The organism is Micromonospora ureilytica, from assembly GCF_015751765.1.
Taxonomy (GTDB): Bacteria; Actinomycetota; Actinomycetes; order Mycobacteriales; family Micromonosporaceae; genus Micromonospora; species Micromonospora ureilytica.
This window is the reverse complement of record NZ_JADOTX010000001.1, coordinates 1,077,980-1,096,255: the sequence shown is the minus strand read 5'-3', so window position 1 is coordinate 1,096,255 and position 18,276 is coordinate 1,077,980. Positions and strand designations below refer to the sequence as shown.

Sequence of the window (18,276 nt, the reverse complement as noted above, 5' to 3'; positions counted from 1 at the left end):
CAACGGCGATTCCCCGCCTGATGATTTCCCTGTATGTTGAAGTACATCGGACGAGAAGCGAGATGTCAATGCTGATAGATCACGCCTCGGCTGGGGATGGCGCCCTGCACAAGGGCCCCGCCGGGCTGCCGTCCCTGACCGTGTTCGGCTTCCCGGCCGCCGGCGGGTCGGCCTCGCATTTCACCAGGTGGAGGCGATGGCTTCCGGCCGGAGTGACTGTCGAGCCGGTGGACCTGCCCGGGCACGGCACCCGCCGACAGGAGCCGGCGATCGACGACTGGCCCCAGCTGGTGGCCACGGCGTGCGAAACGCTGCACGGTCGCGTGTCCGGTCCCTACGCGCTGGTCGGGCACAGCTTCGGCGCCCTCCTGGCGTACGAGGTGGCGGCGACGCTGCCACGCACCGTCCCGGGCCCGGCGCTGCTGATCGTCGCGGGACGCAACGGACCCGCCGCCGGTCTCGCGCACCGCCCCCTGCACATGCTGGACGACGACCGGCTCATCGAGTCGTTGCGGCGCCTCGGCGGCACCCCGGCCGAAGTCCTCGCCGAACCGGCGCTGATGCGGCTCGCCCTGCCCGTGCTGCGCACCGACCTGCGGCTGGCAGAGACCTACGCCCGCCCGCCCCGGCCGGCGTTGCCATGCCCGATCGCCGCCGTCGTGGGCCGCCACGACCGGATGGCCGACGCCGCGGGCTCGCTGACCTGGCAGCAGGAGACGGCCGACCGCTTCGACCTGACCGTTGCCGATGCCGGGCACTTCCTTCTCGACCATCCGCAGGTCATCGCGACGCTGACGGCGCGAATGACCGAGCTGCTTCGGCCGGGCCGTCGACCCGAGGCCGGTACCACCAGCGGTTGACCCGCCCGGACACCACCACCGCCAGTGCCGCGAGCGCTATCCCGGCCAGCAGGTCGACGGCGTAGTGCTTACGCAGGTACAGCGTGGACAGCAGCAGTCCCAGGCCGACCGGCAGATACCACCAGAACAACCGACGGGCGTCGCGCCACAGGTACACCATCAACACCACAGTCATTGCGGTGTGCAGGCTGGGAAAGAGGTCCCGCGCCGGGCCTTGGACCGCGGTGATGGCGTCCAGCGCGCCGCCGATCGACCCCTCCTGGCCAGGGAGCGGGTCGGCGTACGTGTCGGTCTGGTAGATGTGCGGACCGACCCCCGGCACCAGCACGTAGCCGGAGTAGCCGACGACCGCGGTGATGGATATCGCGAGTGCGAAGTCGTGATACTCCCTCACCCGGCCCCGCAGGTACGTGGTCAGGGCGTACGCCCCCTGGGACACGCCGTAGCTCAGGTAACAGATCACCATGAACAGCGTCAGTGCGGGTGAGCCGAGGGTGTCGTTGACCCAACGGCTGACGTCACCGCCGAAGACGGCCCGGTCGAACTCGATCAACGCCGGATCGACAAGCGGAAAGTCGAGCTGCGGGGTGATGGTGCGCAGGCTCGTGTAGATCACCACGCAGGCCAGGAACGGCACCCCCGTCCTGGCCGCCCCGCCGACGAGCCTGGCCAACCTCGCCGGGCCGCCCGACCGCGCCGGCCCGTCGAGCGCCGCCGACCCCAACGACTGTGTACGTCGGCGGCGCGACAGCGTGAACGCGGCCAGGAGCCCGGCGACCACCACGGCCAACGCGCCACCCAGCGCCCACGAGAACGCGCCGGTGGCCACGGCCAGCCCGGCGACGAGCGTGAGGGCCACCGCGAACAGGCACTCCTCCGGCCACAGCAACGGGTCGCGCCGGCCGTCGCCCCGGTCCCGCGCAACCGCCGCGAGCCGGGGCGTGCCGATCGTCATGCCGTCTCGTCCGAGGCGGTTTGGGACTGCCACAGCACCGGGCAGAACTGCGGATCGCTGTAGTCGGCCAGACCCGCCTCGTCACGGCGCACCAGGGAATCGTGGTTGTAGACGACGAGGTCACCGTCCGAGCGGTGGAATTGCCGGTACCGGTTGTCGCCGTCCTGCAGGTGCAACGAGATGGCGCGCCGGGGGCGCGGGCTGCGGTTGGCCCCACTGCCGTGGTACGTGCGGCAGTGGTGGAAGCTCATGTGCCCCTTGGGGATGTGCATGGGGATCTTGTTCACCTGCGCGCCGTTGAACTCCGCGTTGCGGACGAGCAGGTCCTCCAGCTCGGAACGATTCCGCTCGGCGAAGTGCCTCGTCGTCTTGTCGTCTCCGCCGATCTCCTTCCAGGCGTGGCTGCCGTCGACCATCGTGATGGTGCCCATCTCCTCGGTGCACTCGTGCATCGGGATGAAGGCGGTGAGCATCCGCTCGGAGGTGCAGGTCTGCCAGTAGTGGCGGTCGAAGTGCCAGGGCACGATGTTGCTCGGCTCGCCAGGGCTCGGCGGCTTGAGGATGAGCGTGCTCTGGAACACCCGGATCTCGGCCGCTTCCGCCAGCCGAGCCGCGACCGCGCCGATGATCGGCTTACGCAGGATCGCGGCGATCTCGTCGCTCTCGTAGTGCACGTAGTCGTTGTGCCGCTGCACGTCGCCGTGCTCCGGCTCCCAGTAGGCCAGCTTCGCCGGCCGGCTGGGCAGCCGCCGGGCGCGGTGACCCGCGTAGAACCGTTCGCTGGCCTCGACGAGCGTGTCGACCTCGTCGTCGGTGAGGAGCTTCTGGCTCAGGTACCAGCCCCGCTCCGCGTACGACCGCACGTCTTCGTCGGTGGGCAGCGCGGCCCGTTCCGCGTCGGTCAGCGTGAATTCCGTCGTTGTCATCGCGCTCCTCTCATCGTTGATCCGTTGTGGTGACCACCGGCGCCGCCTCCGCCTCCCGGGCCCGCGCAGTGGACGGCGGGCCGAACATCAGGCTGACGTTGTGTCCGCCGAACGCGAAGGAGTTGGACAGGGCCGCGCGGGGCCGAGCCGGGCGCGCGTGACCCCGCACGTGGTCGAGGTCGCAGGCCGGGTCCGGCTCGTCGAGGTTGTGGGTCGGCGGCAGCAGCCCGTAGGTCATCGTCAGGGCAGTGGCTGCCGCTTCCACGGCTCCGGCGCCACCCAGCAGGTGGCCGGTCACGCCCTTGGTGGAGCTGACTGCGGGGGCGTGCGTACCGAATGCGGTGTGGACGGCCCGGGTCTCGGCCACGTCGCCCCGCTTGGTGCTCGTGCCATGGGCGTTGATGTAACCGACGTCGGTAGCCTCGACGCCGGCGTCGGCGACCGCCCGACGCATGCTCTGCGCGGCGCCGGCGCCGTCCGCCCGCGGCGACGTGGGGTGGAAGGCGTCGGTGGTGGCTCCCCACCCGATGATGTCGGCATAGCCGGCCACCCCCCGCGCGTCCGCGTGTCCGGCGCGCTCGACGACCATGATCCCGGCACCCTCGCCGAGCACGAAGCCGTTGCGTCGTCGGTCGAACGGGCGGCTCGCCTGCGTCGGGTCGGACCAGCCGGTGGCCAGCGCCCGGGCATTGGCGAAACCGGCGGTGCCGGTCGGCCCGAGTGGTGACTCGGCACCGCCGCACACGACCACGTCCGCGTCGCCGGCCCGGATGAGCCGCAGCGCCTCCGCCACCGCGTGGGCGCCGGCCGCGCAGGCGGTGGCGATGCAGGAGCTGTAGCCCTGAATGCCGTACCTGATGGCGATACGGGCGGCCGCCATGTTGGGGAGGAAGCCTGGGTAGAGGTACGCGCTCACTGCGGTACGGCCGCGCTCCTCCCGGGCCTTGGCCTGCGCCTCATAGGTGGTGAGGCCGCCCGCTCCGCTGGAGACGACAACGGCGATCCGCAGCGGGTCGACATCGCGGCCGACCTCCAGCGCGGCGTCCCGCATCGCGTCGTCGGCGGCGGCCAACGCCATGATCAGGAATCGGTCGGCGCCCAGCACCTCGTTGCGCGGCAGCACGGTGGTGGGGTCGATGTCCGGGGCGATCCCGACCGCCTCCGTGGCACCGGCCGCGCCGTGCCCGTCGGGTGGGCGCACCAGCCCGGAGCGTCCGGTGCAGATCGCCCCGAAGAAGTCCGCCACGCCCCGACCGACGGGTGTCACCAGCCCGATGCCGGTGATGGTGGCCGAGACTCTGGTCGATCCGGTCATGTCAACCGCCCTGTCCGCCGCCGGTCGGCGGCCTGGTCGTCTGGTTGTCCGGCCTCAGCAGCACGGCGGTAGCGCCGGAGGGCTTGGCCGGGTCGGCGCCGTGCTCGACGATGATCACCAGCGCCTCGGCCGCGTCTCCATCGGCGAACAGGCCCTCGGCCACCGCCCGGCCCTCGCCGTGTGGATCGCCGGCCGGGCTGAGGCACACGACCGGTCCGGTCAACGCCCATTCGGTGGCGACGTGGCCGAGGATCGAGTTCGGCACGGATTGGAAGAAGTACATCGGCGACACCCGGCGGCCACCGTCCACCTCCGCGACGACCGCCGCCGCCGTCGCCTGGTCGGCGTACGCGCTGACCAGCACGACAGCGGTCTGCCCGGTGGGCCCGACTCCGGTGCGCCGGTGCAGGCAGCGACCGGCGACGGCCGCGACGAGCGGGGCGAACGGCGAGGCGACAAAGCCGCGGATCGGCGGCGGTGGGCCAGCGTCGCCGGGCTCGGGCCACGCCGCGCGGGCCAGCTCGTGAAGCGCACCGCGGTCGGTGTCGAGGCCGGTCACACCGCCCCCAGCACCAGCGCGGTGTTCGCACCGCCGAAGGCGAGGTTGCAGCTCAGGGCGTACCGGCCCACCATCGGGCTGGGCTCGCGGACCACCTGTACCGGGCATTGCGGATCCGCCGCCCGGAAACCGGCGTTGACCGGCAACTGTCCCGCGTCGAGGGCCAGTGCGGTGACCGCGAACTCCAGCAGACCGGACGCCTCCAGGGCGTGCCCGTGAACGGACTTGGTCGAGCTCACCGCGACCGACCCCGCCACGGCACCGAGGCCGGTGCGCAGCGCGCTGCTCTCGGCGGCATCGGCGCGCATCGTGCCGGTGCCGTTGGCGTTGACGTAGGCCAGCTCCGCCGGCGTCACCCCGGCCCGGGCCAGGCCGGCCCGGATGGCCGACGCCAACCCTGCGCCGCCCGGGTCGGGCTGGCAGACGTGGTACGCGTCGCCAGCCCGGGCCCAGCCGGCCAGCCGGGACCGCACCCGATCGCCCCGACCCCGGGTGCCGGCCGCCGACTCCAGCACCACGGCGACGATCCCGTCGCCCAGCAGCATCCCCCGCCGGTCCTTACTGAACGGCCGCACTGCGCCGTCGTCGGCCAGCGCCCGGCCAGCGTCGAACAGGGCCTGGTGGTCGGCGTCGACGAGGAAGCCCCCGGCGACCACGGCGCGTTCGCAGCGGCCCCGGGCAATCATCGAGGCGGCCTCGGCCAGCGCCGTGCTGCCCGCCACGCATGCCGACGTGTAGACCCGCGCGACGCCGGAAAGCCCCGACCGCCGAGCCACGGCGGCCGCCAGCTCGGCCGGCCCGTTGCCCTGCCCGCCGGAACGGACCACTGTGGTGCCCGTGCCGGTGGCGAAGAACAACTGGCACTCCGCTCGACGGTGCGCCAACCCGGCGTCGTCGCAGGCATCCGCCACCACGGCGACCAATTCGGCGGTCAGGTCGCCCGCGTCGGCCAGCGTCGCCGCCGCCCGCACCCGGCTGCGACCGGGGTCGAAGCGGCGAACCTCGCTGAACGCGGGCTCCCCGGCCAACACCGCCGCCAGCAGCCGCGCGGGGCCACGGCCATGGGCCGTCAGCAGGCCCAGCCCGGTGACCAGAACAGGTGAGCAGGTCACTCGGGCTCCGCCGCCGTCAGGGTAAGGCGGCCGAGGAGCTCCGCCGCACCGGACACCGTGGACATGGCCGCCAACTCGTCGTCGTCCAGGTCCAGGTCGATGCCGTAGCGCCGCTCAAGCTCGTGGACCAGCCGGGCGAGCTCCAGCGAGTCGATGCGCTCGCGCGAGGCGTCGACTGTCCGGTAACCCACGGCGGCGAGGATCGACAGGATCTCGTCGCGGCGATCGCTGCCGCCCACCGTCACTCCGCCGTAGCAGCCGGCGCGGCAGGTGCGCTCAACGCCGGCTCCGCACGCCCGGCCACCTCGGCGGCGAACCGATCGAGCGTCAGGTCGGCCAGCTTCTCCAACTCCTCATCAGTGAACTTGACTCCGAAGGTGTCCTCCACCCGGACGGCGAGTTCGGCGACGGCCAGCGACTCCAGGTCGAGCCCGGCGGGGCCGAGCACCGTGGTCCCGTTGACGTCGTCGACGTCGTAGTTCATCTGGGCCAGCGCATCAATGATGGACTGGCGAACCTCATCTGACATTGCTTGACTCCTCCCATGGAATGGGTCGTGGTGCGGATTGCGAGGGTCACCGGCGACCCCAGGGATCGGGCGTCGGGATATCTGGTCGACACCGCCGCCGACGTGCTCGGCGTGCCGGCAGGCGAGGTCGCCGTGGCACGGGACCAGACCGGCCGGCCGAGGCTCACCGGCGCGGCGCGAGAGTTGCACGCGAGCATCAGCCACGGACGTGGCGTGGTCGCGGTGGCCGTGTCTGCGGTCACGGAGGTCGGTGTGGACATCGAGCGCGAACGCGCCCTGCCGGGTGAGGCGTTGGCCCGGCGCTGGATGACGGCGGCCGACGCCGACTGGCTGACCGACCGGCCGGCGGCGCTGCACACCAGCGCGTTCCTGTGGCTGTGGACGCAGAAGGAGGCCATCGGCAAGGCACGCGGCACCGGCCTGCGCGGCGGCGGTCTACGGCAGCCGCTGGTGCTGCCGCCCGTCTGGCCGGACCCGCTGGGCTCACTGCCGTTACGCCCCGTGCCCGGCAGCACGGCCGGTGTGGCCTGCGGTGTGCTCTCCGGCGGCCTGGTGCTGGCGGTGGCCGGGCAGGACAGGCTGCTCCACGACGGCGCTGCCGACGGCATCCGGCTGATCACCGACCCCCGGGAGGCGACCGCGCCATGACGGCCGGGGCCGGTCGGCAGCCGCGCCGCACGCGTCAGGCGCAGGGGCATCATGACGGCGTCGGCCCGGCCGACGCACGGCGCAGCACCGCCACGTCACGCACCACCTTGCCGCTGGACGTACGCGGCAGACGCTCCAGGAGTTGCCACCGCAGCGGTCGCTTGTACGGGGCCAGCACGTCCTCCAGCGCGGCGTCGAGCTCCGGCCCGGTCCACGGCTTCTCCACCGCCGTGTAGGCCTCGATGGCACCGCCGTCGAACGTCACCACCACCTCGGTGACGCCGGGCAGGTCGAGGATGGCTTGTTCGACCTCGGTCAGGTCGACCTTGAGGCCCCCGATGGAGACCTGCGAGTCGAGGCGACCGCGGATCGTGACCAGGCCCGTCACGGGGTCGAGCGAGGCAGCGTCACGCGTGCGCAGCCAGCCGTCGGACCAGCGGCTCTCGTCGACGAGCCCCACGTACGGTGTGACGGGCCGGCGCACCTGAAGCTCACCGTCGACGACCCGTACGTCGATCCCGGGCGCCGGGCGGACCCCGGGCCGGTGTGCGCCGAACAGGTCGGTGGCGATGACGCCGACCTCGGTCATCCCGTACATGTTGGCCAGCACGGTGTCGTAGCAGGTCGCGAAACGCTCCCGGACCCCGGGCCGGACCAGCTCGCCCGCCGTGGTCATCCGCACGAACTGCGACAGCGGCCCGTCGGGGCGGCCGGCCATCAGCATCTCGAGGTGGACCGGAACACCGATCACGGTGGTCGGCGTCGATTCCGCAGTGATGGCGCCCAGCACCCCGCCCACGGTCATCCGCTCGGGCAGCGTGAGCCTGACATGGGCGTGCAGCGCGTAGAGCAGGCCGCCGACCAGGCCGAGCACGTGCGCCATCGACGCGAGCAGCACGAGCCGCTCGCCGGGCCGGGGCACCCCGTCGATGCGTGTGTAGCGCTCGATCTCGGCGACGAGGTCGTCGACGGTGCGGCCGATGACCTTCGACGGGCCGGTGGACCCGGAACTCAGCTGGATGAGCGCGTGCGATGTCGGCGCCGGCCGCCCGGCCGGGAGTGCGACGACAGTCTCGTCGACTGTGACGAAGCCGCGCAGCGGAGCGACCACCGCCGCGGCGGGTTGCACGAGGAACTGCGCGCCGACGCGCTCGAGCGCCCGCTCCACCTCGCCGCGTGACAGTCTGTGGTCCAGCAGCGTCACCTGGGCGCCGATCCGCCAGGCGGCGAGAAGGTTGGCCACGTATGCCAGCGAGGAGGGCAGTCGCAGCGCAATCGCGCCGCCCGGGCGCAGGCCGGCGTCGGTGAGCCGGGCCTGCCGGGAGGTCACCTCGGCGCGCAGCTGCGCCCTGGTGATCGGTGCGCCGAGGACGAGGCAGGTTTCGCTGCCCGGCCCGGCCAGCAGGACGTCGTCGACCCAACCGGTGCCGTGCGCGGGCAAATCATGCCTCCCGGCCGCCAGCGGCGAATCTATAGTGGACACGTAGCCTCCACGCTGCTCGAACGGCGGGCCGGCTCGACGGGTGTGCTCGTGCCGAACGAAGGGCTTTCCTCATCTGGTGACATCCCGGTTTGATGAATTATATCGGCGCGGTCCCTACCGTCAAGCGCCCAGCAGGCATCGCGCGGAGACGGTGGGTGCGCAGGGCTACTGCCGCGTCGAGAACGTTGCCCTCGCCGAGCCGGCAGACACGCAGAGGACAAAGCAGCGCAAGAACGAGGTACCCCTCGAAACCAACAACCTCGCCTCGGTCACCGAAGGCAAGCGCTCAATGCCGGCCGCCCCCGGGGCAACACCCGGTACGGTCGGCCGCTACGCGATCCGTCTCGCCCGGCCAACCGGCAGGCCGGTTAACCGGGCGATCTTCTTCACTGAAGCAAACCCGCACTCTGCGCCCTACCCGGCGTCGGCGGCGAGGTCCCACCCGCTCAACGACACCATGAACGCGAACACCTGGATCGGCGCCGGCAGCCCCGGCAGGTCGGCATGGGAGACATCGCTGTGCAGGTATTTGCGGCGGATGGAACCGGCCGCTCTGCCGTCGACGATGAGCCGTTCCTCCAGCCGGAAGATCGAGGCGCGCTCGAAGGCGTACGTTCGTCCACCCGAGGTGATCGTCCAGTTCTTACGCCCTACGCGTTCCGTAACCGCGACCGGCATCCCGGTCTCGTCGGTCAGCTCCCACTGGGTGGCCAGCATGTTGGCCTTCACCTCGTAGGTCCGGCCGTCGAGCGAGAACGATCCGCCGCTGCGCAGGCTGTTCGCGTCCCAGGAGGTCAGCGGCTTCCCGTCGGCGCTCAACTCGTAGTCGTTCTTGAACAATCCCCGGCCCTTCGCAGTCAGCTTCACAGCCACACCACGATGATCAGTTGGCCGATCAGGTTGTTGACCAGGTGGACGACAAAGCCGGGCCACACCGAACCGCTGCGCCGACGCAGCTCGGCGGCGATCAGGCCGACGACAAGCGCGATGATGGAGATCGCGAGGTTCCAGTGGGCCAAGGCGAAGATCAACGTGCTGCCGATGACGCCGATCAGTGCGCCGTAACGCAGCAACGCTGTGGTGATGACACCGCGGAACAGGAACTCCTCGCCGAGCGGGGTGAGCACGGCCAGGAACAGAATGGACAGCACGATGAGGAACACGCTGCCCTGGGCCGCGTCGCGATACGGCTCCTGAATGTTCTCAGTCGGTCCGACCAGGACGAGGACGATTCCGGCCACCAGCCGCCACACGATCGCCGCGACGATTCCGCCGGCGACGCCGATCAGCAGCCACCGTACGGAGGTACGGCGTACGCCGAAAGCGGACCAGTCATGGATGCGCACCTGGTTGGCGGCGAAGAAGGCGATGAGTCCGGCCACACCGGACAGCGCGGCGAGGATCAGACCGGAAGCCAGCGATGAGAGGTGCTCGGCGACCCCGGTGGCCTTGAGCAGCGCCGGAAAGCCGAACGCGACGGCCACCAGCACGACCAGGCCGACCACGATCTCCGGCCAGCCCGGTGTGATCGAGCGGCGCGTCTCGCTTCTCTCCAGGACGTCGGTAGTCGACATGAGCGGCTCCTTCAAGAGTGCATCTTGGCCTATGCCAAACACCCCTTGACCGTTCTCGTCCTAGGTCAAACCCACCGCCTGAACCGAATCTCATCGACAACCGTCGCGACCATGCGGATCGACCCCTCGTCGAGGACGTTGCCGAACTCGACCACCTCGGTGCCCGGACCCGCGCCCTCGCCGAGCCGCGGATCCTCACTCGGCACGACCAGCACCGCCAGGTCCGCGGGGACCGGCGCGGCGGACGCGATGAGCACGACTTCCGCGCTTCCGGCGGTGGCCAGCCAGTCGCGGACCTGCGCGCTCTGGTGCTCGGTGGAGTAGCGGACGCCGACCCGGGCGCCGGCGGGCAACTCGGCGACCTTCATCAGCGTGCGGATGTGCGGGGCCACCACGATGGCGGCCGTCTCGATGTCGCGTTGCCTGGTCCGCGCCCACCGACGGACCTCCGCCAGGTGGAAGAACGTGGTGATGACCAGGCCCACGTCGTTCGTGCTGGTGTCCAGTTCGGTGAGCAGCCCCGGCCGCACGTCGATGCGCAGCCGGACGGACAGCTCCTTCGAGAACGCCTGCGCGCGTTCCTCGTTGCACTCCACGAACACCGCCCGCACCCCGCTCGCGCCCTGGCGGGCGATCGCGTACGCAGCGTCGCGCACCTGCTCCGGGGACATCCCGCCGCGCACCGCCGCCAGCACGGCGTCCCGCAACGCCGGCGCCTGCTGCACGGCGACCGGCGGCGTGGCGATCACCGTCCCGGACGCGCCGCGGGTTTCGATCATCCCCATCTCGCGCAACGTGGCGTACGCCTTCACCACGGTGTTCCGGTTGACGCCGAGGTTTTCTGCCAGCTGCCGGACCGGTGGTAGGCGCTCGCCCGGCCGCAGCCCGCCGCTCTCGACCAGGAACCGGATCTGCTCGACGATCTGGCGATAGACCGGGACGGCCGACGCCGACTCGACGGACAGCTTGCTCATCGCCCGAGCGTACGTCGCCCGATTGCCCAGGTCAGTCGACGCCATCCGGCGCGACGATCTCACCCTCCTCGTTCCAGCGCCGGAGCACGCGCGCAGATTAGGAACGATTGTTCTTGACTGGTCGTTCCCAAATAATTTAGGGTTCTCGACATGGGACGCCCGAGGGGTTTCGACGAACAGGCTGTGACGGCCGCGGCAGCGGAGCTGTTCGCCGGCCGGGCCTACGACGGGGTGTCCGTCGACGACCTCGTCCAGCAGCTGGGCGTGCACCGCAACAGTCTGTACAAGACCTTCGGCAGCAAGCGAGGTCTGTATCTCGCCGCCCTGCGGTGGCACCTCGAGCACCGGCTACCGTCGCTGACCGAGCAGCTCGCCGCCGGCGCGGCAGTCGCCGACGGCTCCGCGCTCGATCTGCTGTTGCTGGCCGCTGTCGAGCGCGCCCCCAACGACGTCGAGGTAGCCACCCTCGTGGCCAAGGCGTGGCAGGCGCTTGATCAGGCCCTGCAGCGGGCGTCGGCGACCCCCGCCGACGACCCTCGCTCGACTGCGTTGGACGCGTTGCTGGGCGAGCGGCTGCGGATCCGTGCCGCTCCGGCATCGGCCGACCCTTGGTAGCCCCCCGCTCACCGACCAGCCCGCCCGGCGCTGCTCGCGCCGGTGCCCCACCATGCCCCGCAGCCGGTGCCGCCGGGCTGACGAAAGGACCGTGTTCATGGCCAATGTCCTCATCGATGGCGACGACCTCGTCGTGCAGATCGAAGGTATGGACAGGTTGTGGTCGCTCAAGAGCCGCATGGTGATCCCGTTGGCCAACGTCCGCGGCGCCACCGCCGACCCGGGCATCGCCGCCGAACCCAAGGGCCTGCGCGCACCGGGAACGAGCCTGCCCGGTGTGATCACGGCCGGCACCTTCCACCAGGACGGTGAACGCATCTTCTGGAACATTCGTGACGGTGCCCGCGCCGTCGTCATCGAACTCGCGGACGAGCACTACGCCCGCCTGGTCGTGGAGGTCGCCGACCCGGCCGCCACGGTCGCCCTGATCGAGCAGGCGGTCCCTCGATGATCTCGATCGGCGGGATGCCGCGGACCGCCCGCCGGATCGCACGCAGAGTCGCGGTCGGTACCGTCATGGTCGGCAGCATCGCCGCAGGGTCCCTTCCCGCCACCGCCGCGCAGGCCAGGCCAGCCACGCCGGCCGCGGACCGTGAGATCACCTTCACCGTGGACGGGACCATCACGTACGGCACCCTGCACATCCCCGCCCACCGCCCGGGGCAGAAGATGCCCGCCGTGTTGTTGCTGCCCGGCAGCGGCCCCACCGACCGCAACGGCGACCAGCCGCCCGCGCTCACCCCGCACACCCTGGCCAAACTCGCCGGGGCGCTGGCGGGTGACGGAGTCGTCAGCCTGCGCTTCGACAAGTACGGCACGGGCCGGACCGGGCTGGGCGCCTACGCCGGACGGCCCGAGACGCTCGACTACCCCGCCTTCGTCCGCCAAGCCGATGCCGCGTACCGGCTACTCGCCGGCCAGCCCGAGGTCAACCGGCGAGCGGTACGCCTGATCGGTCACAGCGAAGGCGCACTGACGGCACTGCGGGTCGCCGTCACCGCCGCACCCCGCGCGGCCGGAGTCGGATTGTTGCAACCCCTGGCGAGACGGTTCCTCGACGTGCTCGCCCAGCAACTGCACGACCAGCTCGCCGCCGCCGTCGCCGCAGGCCAGCTGAGCCGGCAGGAGCAACTCACCATCGGCCGCGCCGTCGACCAGGCCGTTGCCGATCTCCGGGCGCACCGCCCGCCCGACACCAGCGCCATGCCGCCCGCGCTCGCCGAACTCTTCCGGGCCCTTGCCGGTCCCAGTCGGCGGTACGTGGAAACCATCGACGCCATCAACCCCGCCTCGGTCGCACACCAGCTACCGCCTCGGATCCCTGCCCTGCTCACCTGCGGAACCATCGACCAGCAGGTCCCGTGCCACACGACCACGGAGCTGGCGGCAGCGCTGGAGCGGGCGCACACCAGCGGGCCCGGCCGAATCGTGCTACCGGACGTGGCTCACGATCTGACCGACCCCGCGAACCCCGACGTGCTCGCCTCGGCGACACTCGATGCACTGCGTCGGTTCATGAGGTGCGGCACCAGATAGACGAGGCCCACGCTCCAGTTCGGAAGACCCAGGGAGGCGCCCCGGCCTCGGCACCCCCAACTTCCCGGGATCTGTAAACAACCCTTGATATTAGACTTCACGAACGTCAATATGTGGAGGTCGCGGGTCGCCGAAGCCTGGGGAGTGAGCAATGAGAAGCCGTCGGATTTTCGCAGTGGTAGCCGGGGCGGCGATGACCGTCGCGGCCGCCGTCGCCTTCGTCCCCAGCAGCATGGCGGCCGTGTCCTCGGCCAATGCCGCCCCGATGGTCGCCTGCACCGCCCCGGGCTGGTCCGAGGGCCCCACCTACCAGGCGGGCGCCCAGGTCACCTACAGCGGCAGGCAGTACCAGGCACTGGTCACCCACACCGCGCACCCCGGCGCCGGCTGGAACCCCGCCGCGACCCCGTCGCTGTGGCGTGACCTGGGCGCGTGCTCGGGAAGCACTCCGCCGCCCACCACCCCACCACCGACGACCCCGCCGCCCACCACGCCGCCACCGACCACACCTCCCCCCACCACGCCACCGCCGACGGGTGGGGCCTGCGCGGTGAAGTCGCGGCCCACCGGCAAGGTGTTGCAGGGCTACTGGGAGAACTGGGACGGCGCCTCCAACGGCGTGCACCCCGGCCTCGGCTGGATCCCGATCACCGACAGCCGGCTCACCCAGCACGGCTACAACGTGATCAACGCGGCGTTCCCGGTGATCCGCTCGGACGGCACCGTCCTCTGGGAGAACGGCATGGACGCTGGCGTGAAGGTGGCGACCCCGGCCGAGATGTGCCAGGCCAAAGCGGCCGGCGCCACCATCCTGATGTCGATCGGCGGGGCCGCCGCGGGCATCGACCTGAGTTCCGCCGCGGTCGCCGACCGGTTCATCGCGACGATCGTGCCGATCCTGACGGCCTACCACTTCGACGGCATCGACATCGACATCGAGACCGGCCTGACCGGCAGCGGCAACATCAACACCCTGTCCACGTCGCAGGCCAACCTGATCCGGATCATCGACGGTGTATTGGCCCGGATGCCGTCGAACTTCGGCCTGACCATGGCCCCGGAGACGGCCTACGTCACCGGCGGCAGCGTGGTCTACGGCTCGATCTGGGGCTCGTACCTGCCGATCATCAAGAAGTACGTGGACAACGGCCGGCTCTGGTGGCTGAACATGCAGTACTACAACGGCAGCATGTACGGCTGCGCCGGCGACTCGTACCCGGCGGGCACCGTGCAGGGCTTCACGGTGCAGACGCAGTGCCTGAACAACGGCCTCACCATCCAGGGCACCACCATCCGCGTGCCGTACGACAGGCAGGTCCCGGGCCTGCCGGCGCAGATCGGGGCGGGCGGCGGCTACCTGTCGACGTCGTTGGTCACGCAGGCCTGGAACTCTGTGCCCGGCCTCAAGGGCCTGATGACCTGGTCGGCGAACTGGGACGGGTCGAAGGGATGGACCTTCGGCGACAACGTGAAGCGCCTGCAGGGCCGCTGACGTACGACGGCGCCCGGCCTTCAACGGCGTCGAGGTCTCGTACCCGAGCCTCAGGACGATGGTGAAGGCCGGGCCCGGCGCGTCTCCGCGCGGCCGCGCGCGCCGGCTGGCTCAGGGTTCCGCAGGTTCTCGGCCGTGCACAATTCGGGTGTCGACGTGGTCGACGGTGGCTAGCGTACGCAGATGAGCATTGTCCCGATGGCCGGACTGCGGCTGCGGTTCTACACCGATCCGGAAGAGTTCCTGGCCGCTGCGGGTGACTACCTGGGCGCCGATCCGGTCGTCAGCACTGTGGTGACCACCATCGCGCACCGGGTGTTGTCGCAGCGGTCCGAGGGAATCTCGCAGCCCGACCGCAACTGGTGGCTGGTGGTCAGCGACGACTCGGGCGCCGTGGTCGGCGCGGGGATGCGCTCGGCGCCGTATGCCCCCTACCCGCCCTTCCTGCTGCCCATGCCCGACGAGGCGGCCGTTGCGCTGGCCCACGCGTTGCATGAGCGCGGGGAGGAGGTCCTCGCGGTCAACGGGGCCCTGCCCGCCGTTGAGCTGTGCGCCGCCGAGCTGACCCGGCTCGGCGGGGGTCGAGTCCAGGTCACCCAGCACACACGACTGCACGAGCTCGGCGAGCTGGCCTGGCCGCCACCTGTCCCTGGCGGCCTGGTGGCCGCGAGCGAGGACGACGTGGGACTGGTCACGGAGTGGTTCGCCGCGTTCATGGGCGACGCCGACGAACAGGCGGGCCGCCCGCGCGGTGCCAGCGCGCACGAAGTGCCCGACCACGCGGAGATGCTGCGCCGACTCCACACCGGACGGCTGTGGTTCTGGGTCGACGAGACCGGCGAGCCGGTGCACCTCACCGGCGCCAACCCACCGGCGTTCGGGGTGGCCCGCGTGGGCCCGGTGTACACGCCGCCGGCCCAGCGCGGGCGTGGTTGGGCGAGCAACGCGGTCGCCGAGGTTTCCCGGCGAATCCAGGCCGAGGCTGCGCGGGTCTGCCTGTTCACCGACCAGGCCAACCCGACCTCGAACAAGATCTACGCCGCCCTCGGCTACCGGCCGGTCGTCGACATGGCCAACGTCGTCATCGTCACTGACGCCGAATAGCAGCGACGCCACGTCGGCCGGCGCAGTTGCCGGGCGATCGACGGGGACTGGGCCGTCAGTCCGGAACGCCCGCGCTCACCGCGACGCGGTTGGCCATCGGGCGCGCGTCGCCGAGGTGGCCGACGATGGAGCCGAGAATCTCGCCGGCGCGTACGGCAGCGTTGGACAGCAGGGAGGCAGTGATGCCGTGGGAGTGTTCGGTGCCTCCCTGCAGGTAGACGTTGGCCAACACGGACGCGTCCGCGCGGATGCGGTAGTCGCGTTGCACCACGGCCCGGCCGAATTCGTCCCGGTGGTAGTACCGGGCGGCGTCGTCGAGCAGCGGGAACGGATCGACCGGCTGGTAGCCGGTGGCGCAGATCAGCACGTCGGCGTCGAGGACCGACACCTCGCCGGTGGTCAACGTCTCGACGCTCACCGCCACCCTGCCGTCGTGTTGCCGGGCTCCGGTCAGGCGGGACATGTTGAGCAGGCGCAGCCGCTGGACGCCGTTTACCTTCTCCTGGTAGGAGCGTCGATAGAGGTCCTCGATGAGGTCGGCGTCGACGACCGCGTAGTTCGTGTTGCGGTGGTAGTTCATCAGCATCGTCTTGACCTCGGACGGCGCGGTGAAGTAATCGTCCACGGCGGCCGGGTCGAAGATGCGGTTGGCGAACGAGCTGTCGTCGGCCGGGCTGTAGCCGTAGCGGGAGAACACGCCGCAGACCTCGGTGTTGGGGAACCGCTCGTGCAGGAACGCGGTGACCTCGGCGGCACTCTGGCCGGCGCCCACCACGACGACCCGGGACGGGTCGGTGCCGTCGAGCCGGTCGATGTTGGTCAGGAGGTCGCGGCTGTGCCAGATCTGGTCGGAGATCTCCACGCCGGCCGGGGTCTGCGGTTGCAGCCCGGTCGCGATGACGAGATTGCGGGCGCGGTACGAGGTGGCGCCGCCGCTGTGGCAGACCAGCACGTCGAACGCCTCGACGACGCCGTCGCGGAGCACCGGGACGACCTTTGTGACTTCCTGGCCGTAGTGCACCATGTCGCCGACCTTGGCCGCGGCCCACTCGAGGTAGTCGTGGAACTCGACGCGCAGCGGGAAGAAGCTCTTGTGGTTGACGAAGTCGATGAGTCGTCCCTGGTCCTGCAGGTAGCACAGGAAGCTGAACTCACTGGTGGGGTTACGCAGCGTGACCAGGTCCTTGAGGAAGGACACCTGCATTGTCGCGTCCGACAGAAGCATGCCGCGGTGCCAGCCGAAACGGGCTTGGCGCTCCAGGAACACGGCGGTCACCGGGTCCGTCGCGCCGCCGCGGTTGTGCTCGTGAACAGCGACCGCCAAGGCCAGATTGGACGGACCGAAGCCGATTCCCAGCAGGTCGATGACCGGAATTGCGCCGTACGGAGCGGCCTGTGACATCGGCAGTCCTCATCGTCAGGTCGAGCGGGTCGACACCCTGCACGTGAACGAGCCGCCCCCAGGGACGGCGCGAAGCTAGGTTAGACTAACCTAACTTTTGCTGAGTTGGATGGGCCAGGAGGAACCGTGCGGGTAGTCATGTTCGGGTACCAGACGTGGGGGCATCGCACCCTGCAAGCGCTGCTGGACTCGGAGCACGAGGTCGCTCTCGTGGTCACGCATCCGCCGAGTGACCACGCGTACGAGCGGATCTGGAGCGACTCGGTCGCCGACCTCGCGGCGGCCCACGGCGTTCCGGTCGAGGTCCGTGACCGACCCGACGACGACCTGCTGGTCCCGCTGGAGAAGGCCGATCCGGACGTCATCGTGGCGACCAACTGGCGTACCTGGATCCCACCGCAGATCTTCGAGTTGCCCCGCCGGGGCACGCTCAACGTGCACGACTCGTTACTTCCCGCGTACGCGGGCTTCTCGCCGTTGATCTGGGCTCTGATCAACGGCGAGAAGGAGGTCGGGGTGACCGCGCACATGATGGATGCCGAGCTGGATGCCGGAAACGTCGTGTTGCAGCGGTCGGTCCCGGTCGGCCCACGCGACACCACTACCGACCTCTTCCACAAGACGCTGGAGCTGTTCGGGCCGATCACCGTCGACGGTCTCGCGCTGATCGCCTCCGGCAAGACCGATTGGACGCCGCAGGACCGTTCGAAGGCCAGCTTCTTCCACAAGCGGTCCGACGAGGACAACCGCATCGACTGGACCTGGTCGGCGGAGGAGCTGGACCGGCTGGTCCGGGCGCAGTCCGACCCGTACCCGAACGCGTACGCGTTCCACAAGGGACAGCGACTGCGCATCACCGCCGCGTCCGTCTCGCAGGGCAACTACGGCGGTACGCCTGGTCGCATCTTCATCCGCGAGGGTGACGCCGTCGTCATCGTGGCTGGCGCCGAGGCCCGCCGCGGCAAGAGCCGCGGTCTCGCGATCGAGCGGGTCCGCTTGGACGACGGCACGGAGCTGACCGCGGCGGAGTACTTCCGCACCATGGGCGGCTATCTCACCAGCCACCCGTGACGCGCGGGCGCTGATTCGTTCGGGCCTCCGGGGTTCGCGCCGATGGGCCGGGCCCCGGATCCGTCGCGCCCCGGATCCACACATTTAGGGCAGGCTTGCCTTACTGACTTCAACCGCCCCG

At 70.6% G+C, this 18,276-nt stretch carries 20 protein-coding genes; 8 read left to right on the top strand and 12 right to left on the bottom strand.

Annotation, left to right across the window (positions count from 1 at the left end):
* Positions 1-62 precede the first annotated feature (62 nt).
* Positions 63-860: a thioesterase II family protein gene (locus IW248_RS04765; RefSeq protein WP_196925832.1), complete on the top strand. Its 798-nt coding sequence runs from the start codon at positions 63-65 to the stop codon at positions 858-860.
* On the opposite strand, the gene IW248_RS04760 is transcribed toward IW248_RS04765, so the two are convergent.
* Genes IW248_RS04760 through IW248_RS04730 form a run of 7 tightly spaced genes read right to left on the bottom strand, consistent with a single transcriptional unit; the run spans position 781 to position 6,256 of the window.
* Positions 781-1,815, bottom strand: coding sequence for a phosphatase PAP2 family protein (locus tag IW248_RS04760; protein WP_196925831.1), 1,035 nt, complete (start codon positions 1,813-1,815; stop codon positions 781-783). The genes IW248_RS04765 and IW248_RS04760 overlap by 80 nt on opposite strands.
* Positions 1,812-2,741 carry a phytanoyl-CoA dioxygenase family protein gene (locus tag IW248_RS04755; protein ID WP_196925830.1) on the bottom strand — a complete coding sequence of 310 codons (930 nt, stop codon included), beginning with the start codon at positions 2,739-2,741 and terminating at the stop codon, positions 1,812-1,814. Before IW248_RS04755 ends, IW248_RS04760 begins: the two co-directional genes overlap by 4 nt.
* 10 nt (positions 2,742-2,751) lie before the next feature.
* A complete protein-coding gene (locus tag IW248_RS04750; protein ID WP_196925829.1) occupies positions 2,752-4,056 on the bottom strand; it encodes a beta-ketoacyl-[acyl-carrier-protein] synthase family protein in 1,305 nt (434 codons plus the stop codon).
* 1 nt (position 4,057) lies between these two features.
* On the bottom strand, positions 4,058-4,615 hold the full coding sequence (locus tag IW248_RS04745) for a beta-ketoacyl synthase chain length factor (RefSeq protein WP_307787734.1): 558 nt from the start codon (positions 4,613-4,615) through the stop codon (positions 4,058-4,060).
* Positions 4,612-5,727 carry a beta-ketoacyl synthase N-terminal-like domain-containing protein gene (locus tag IW248_RS04740; RefSeq protein ID WP_196925828.1) on the bottom strand — a complete coding sequence of 372 codons (1,116 nt, stop codon included), beginning with the start codon at positions 5,725-5,727 and terminating at the stop codon, positions 4,612-4,614. The genes IW248_RS04745 and IW248_RS04740 overlap by 4 nt, the downstream gene beginning before the upstream one ends.
* Complete coding sequence (locus tag IW248_RS04735; protein ID WP_196925827.1) at positions 5,724-5,966, bottom strand: phosphopantetheine-binding protein; 243 nt, start codon at positions 5,964-5,966, stop codon at positions 5,724-5,726. Before IW248_RS04735 ends, IW248_RS04740 begins: the two co-directional genes overlap by 4 nt.
* 2 nt (positions 5,967-5,968) lie before the next feature.
* Positions 5,969-6,256, bottom strand: a complete 288-nt coding sequence (locus IW248_RS04730) for an acyl carrier protein (protein ID WP_124822735.1) — start codon at positions 6,254-6,256, stop codon at positions 5,969-5,971.
* Positions 6,257-6,271: 15 nt separating this feature from the next.
* Between IW248_RS04730 and IW248_RS04725 the strand changes: the two genes are divergently transcribed.
* On the top strand, positions 6,272-6,904 hold the full coding sequence (locus tag IW248_RS04725) for a 4'-phosphopantetheinyl transferase family protein (RefSeq protein ID WP_196925826.1): 633 nt from the start codon (positions 6,272-6,274) through the stop codon (positions 6,902-6,904).
* 49 nt (positions 6,905-6,953) lie between these two features.
* Here IW248_RS04725 and IW248_RS04720 read toward each other — a convergent pair whose 3' ends face one another.
* The 4 genes from IW248_RS04720 to IW248_RS04705 all read right to left on the bottom strand — a co-directional run bounded on the left by IW248_RS04720 (position 6,954) and on the right by IW248_RS04705 (position 10,935).
* Positions 6,954-8,378, bottom strand: a complete 1,425-nt coding sequence (locus IW248_RS04720; RefSeq protein WP_307788361.1) for a class I adenylate-forming enzyme family protein — start codon at positions 8,376-8,378, stop codon at positions 6,954-6,956.
* Positions 8,379-8,801: 423 nt separating this feature from the next.
* Entirely contained in the window at positions 8,802-9,260 is a 459-nt protein-coding gene (locus tag IW248_RS04715) for a hypothetical protein (protein ID WP_196925825.1), read from the bottom strand.
* On the bottom strand, positions 9,251-9,961 hold the full coding sequence (locus IW248_RS04710; RefSeq protein ID WP_196925824.1) for a CPBP family intramembrane glutamic endopeptidase: 711 nt from the start codon (positions 9,959-9,961) through the stop codon (positions 9,251-9,253). Before IW248_RS04710 ends, IW248_RS04715 begins: the two co-directional genes overlap by 10 nt.
* Positions 9,962-10,026: 65 nt before the next feature.
* On the bottom strand, positions 10,027-10,935 hold the full coding sequence (locus tag IW248_RS04705; RefSeq protein WP_196925823.1) for a GntR family transcriptional regulator: 909 nt from the start codon (positions 10,933-10,935) through the stop codon (positions 10,027-10,029).
* 150 nt (positions 10,936-11,085) lie between these two features.
* Between IW248_RS04705 and IW248_RS04700 the strand changes: the two genes are divergently transcribed.
* The 5 genes from IW248_RS04700 (at position 11,086) to IW248_RS04680 (ending at position 15,682) form a co-directional block, all read left to right on the top strand.
* The gene (locus IW248_RS04700) at positions 11,086-11,550 is read left to right on the top strand and encodes a TetR/AcrR family transcriptional regulator (RefSeq protein ID WP_196925822.1); all 465 of its coding nucleotides are present in this window, start codon (positions 11,086-11,088) and stop codon (positions 11,548-11,550) included.
* A gap of 97 nt (positions 11,551-11,647) precedes the next feature.
* Entirely contained in the window at positions 11,648-12,001 is a 354-nt protein-coding gene (locus IW248_RS04695; RefSeq protein ID WP_196925821.1) for a hypothetical protein, read from the top strand.
* A complete protein-coding gene (locus IW248_RS04690) occupies positions 11,998-13,086 on the top strand; it encodes an alpha/beta fold hydrolase (protein WP_196925820.1) in 1,089 nt (362 codons plus the stop codon). Before IW248_RS04695 ends, IW248_RS04690 begins: the two co-directional genes overlap by 4 nt.
* 151 nt (positions 13,087-13,237) lie before the next feature.
* Positions 13,238-14,578, top strand: coding sequence for a carbohydrate-binding protein (locus IW248_RS04685; protein WP_196925819.1), 1,341 nt, complete (start codon positions 13,238-13,240; stop codon positions 14,576-14,578).
* 183 nt (positions 14,579-14,761) lie between these two features.
* The gene (locus tag IW248_RS04680; RefSeq protein ID WP_231396180.1) at positions 14,762-15,682 is read left to right on the top strand and encodes a GNAT family N-acetyltransferase; all 921 of its coding nucleotides are present in this window, start codon (positions 14,762-14,764) and stop codon (positions 15,680-15,682) included.
* A 55-nt stretch (positions 15,683-15,737) separates the two neighbouring features.
* On the opposite strand, the gene IW248_RS04675 is transcribed toward IW248_RS04680, so the two are convergent.
* Positions 15,738-17,084, bottom strand: a complete 1,347-nt coding sequence (locus IW248_RS04675) for a lysine N(6)-hydroxylase/L-ornithine N(5)-oxygenase family protein (protein ID WP_196925818.1) — start codon at positions 17,082-17,084, stop codon at positions 15,738-15,740.
* Positions 17,085-17,210: 126 nt separating this feature from the next.
* Here IW248_RS04675 and IW248_RS04670 point away from each other — a divergent pair, with 126 nt between their 5' ends.
* Positions 17,211-18,155: a methionyl-tRNA formyltransferase gene (locus IW248_RS04670; RefSeq protein WP_196925817.1), complete on the top strand. Its 945-nt coding sequence runs from the start codon at positions 17,211-17,213 to the stop codon at positions 18,153-18,155.
* Positions 18,156-18,276 lie beyond the last annotated feature (121 nt).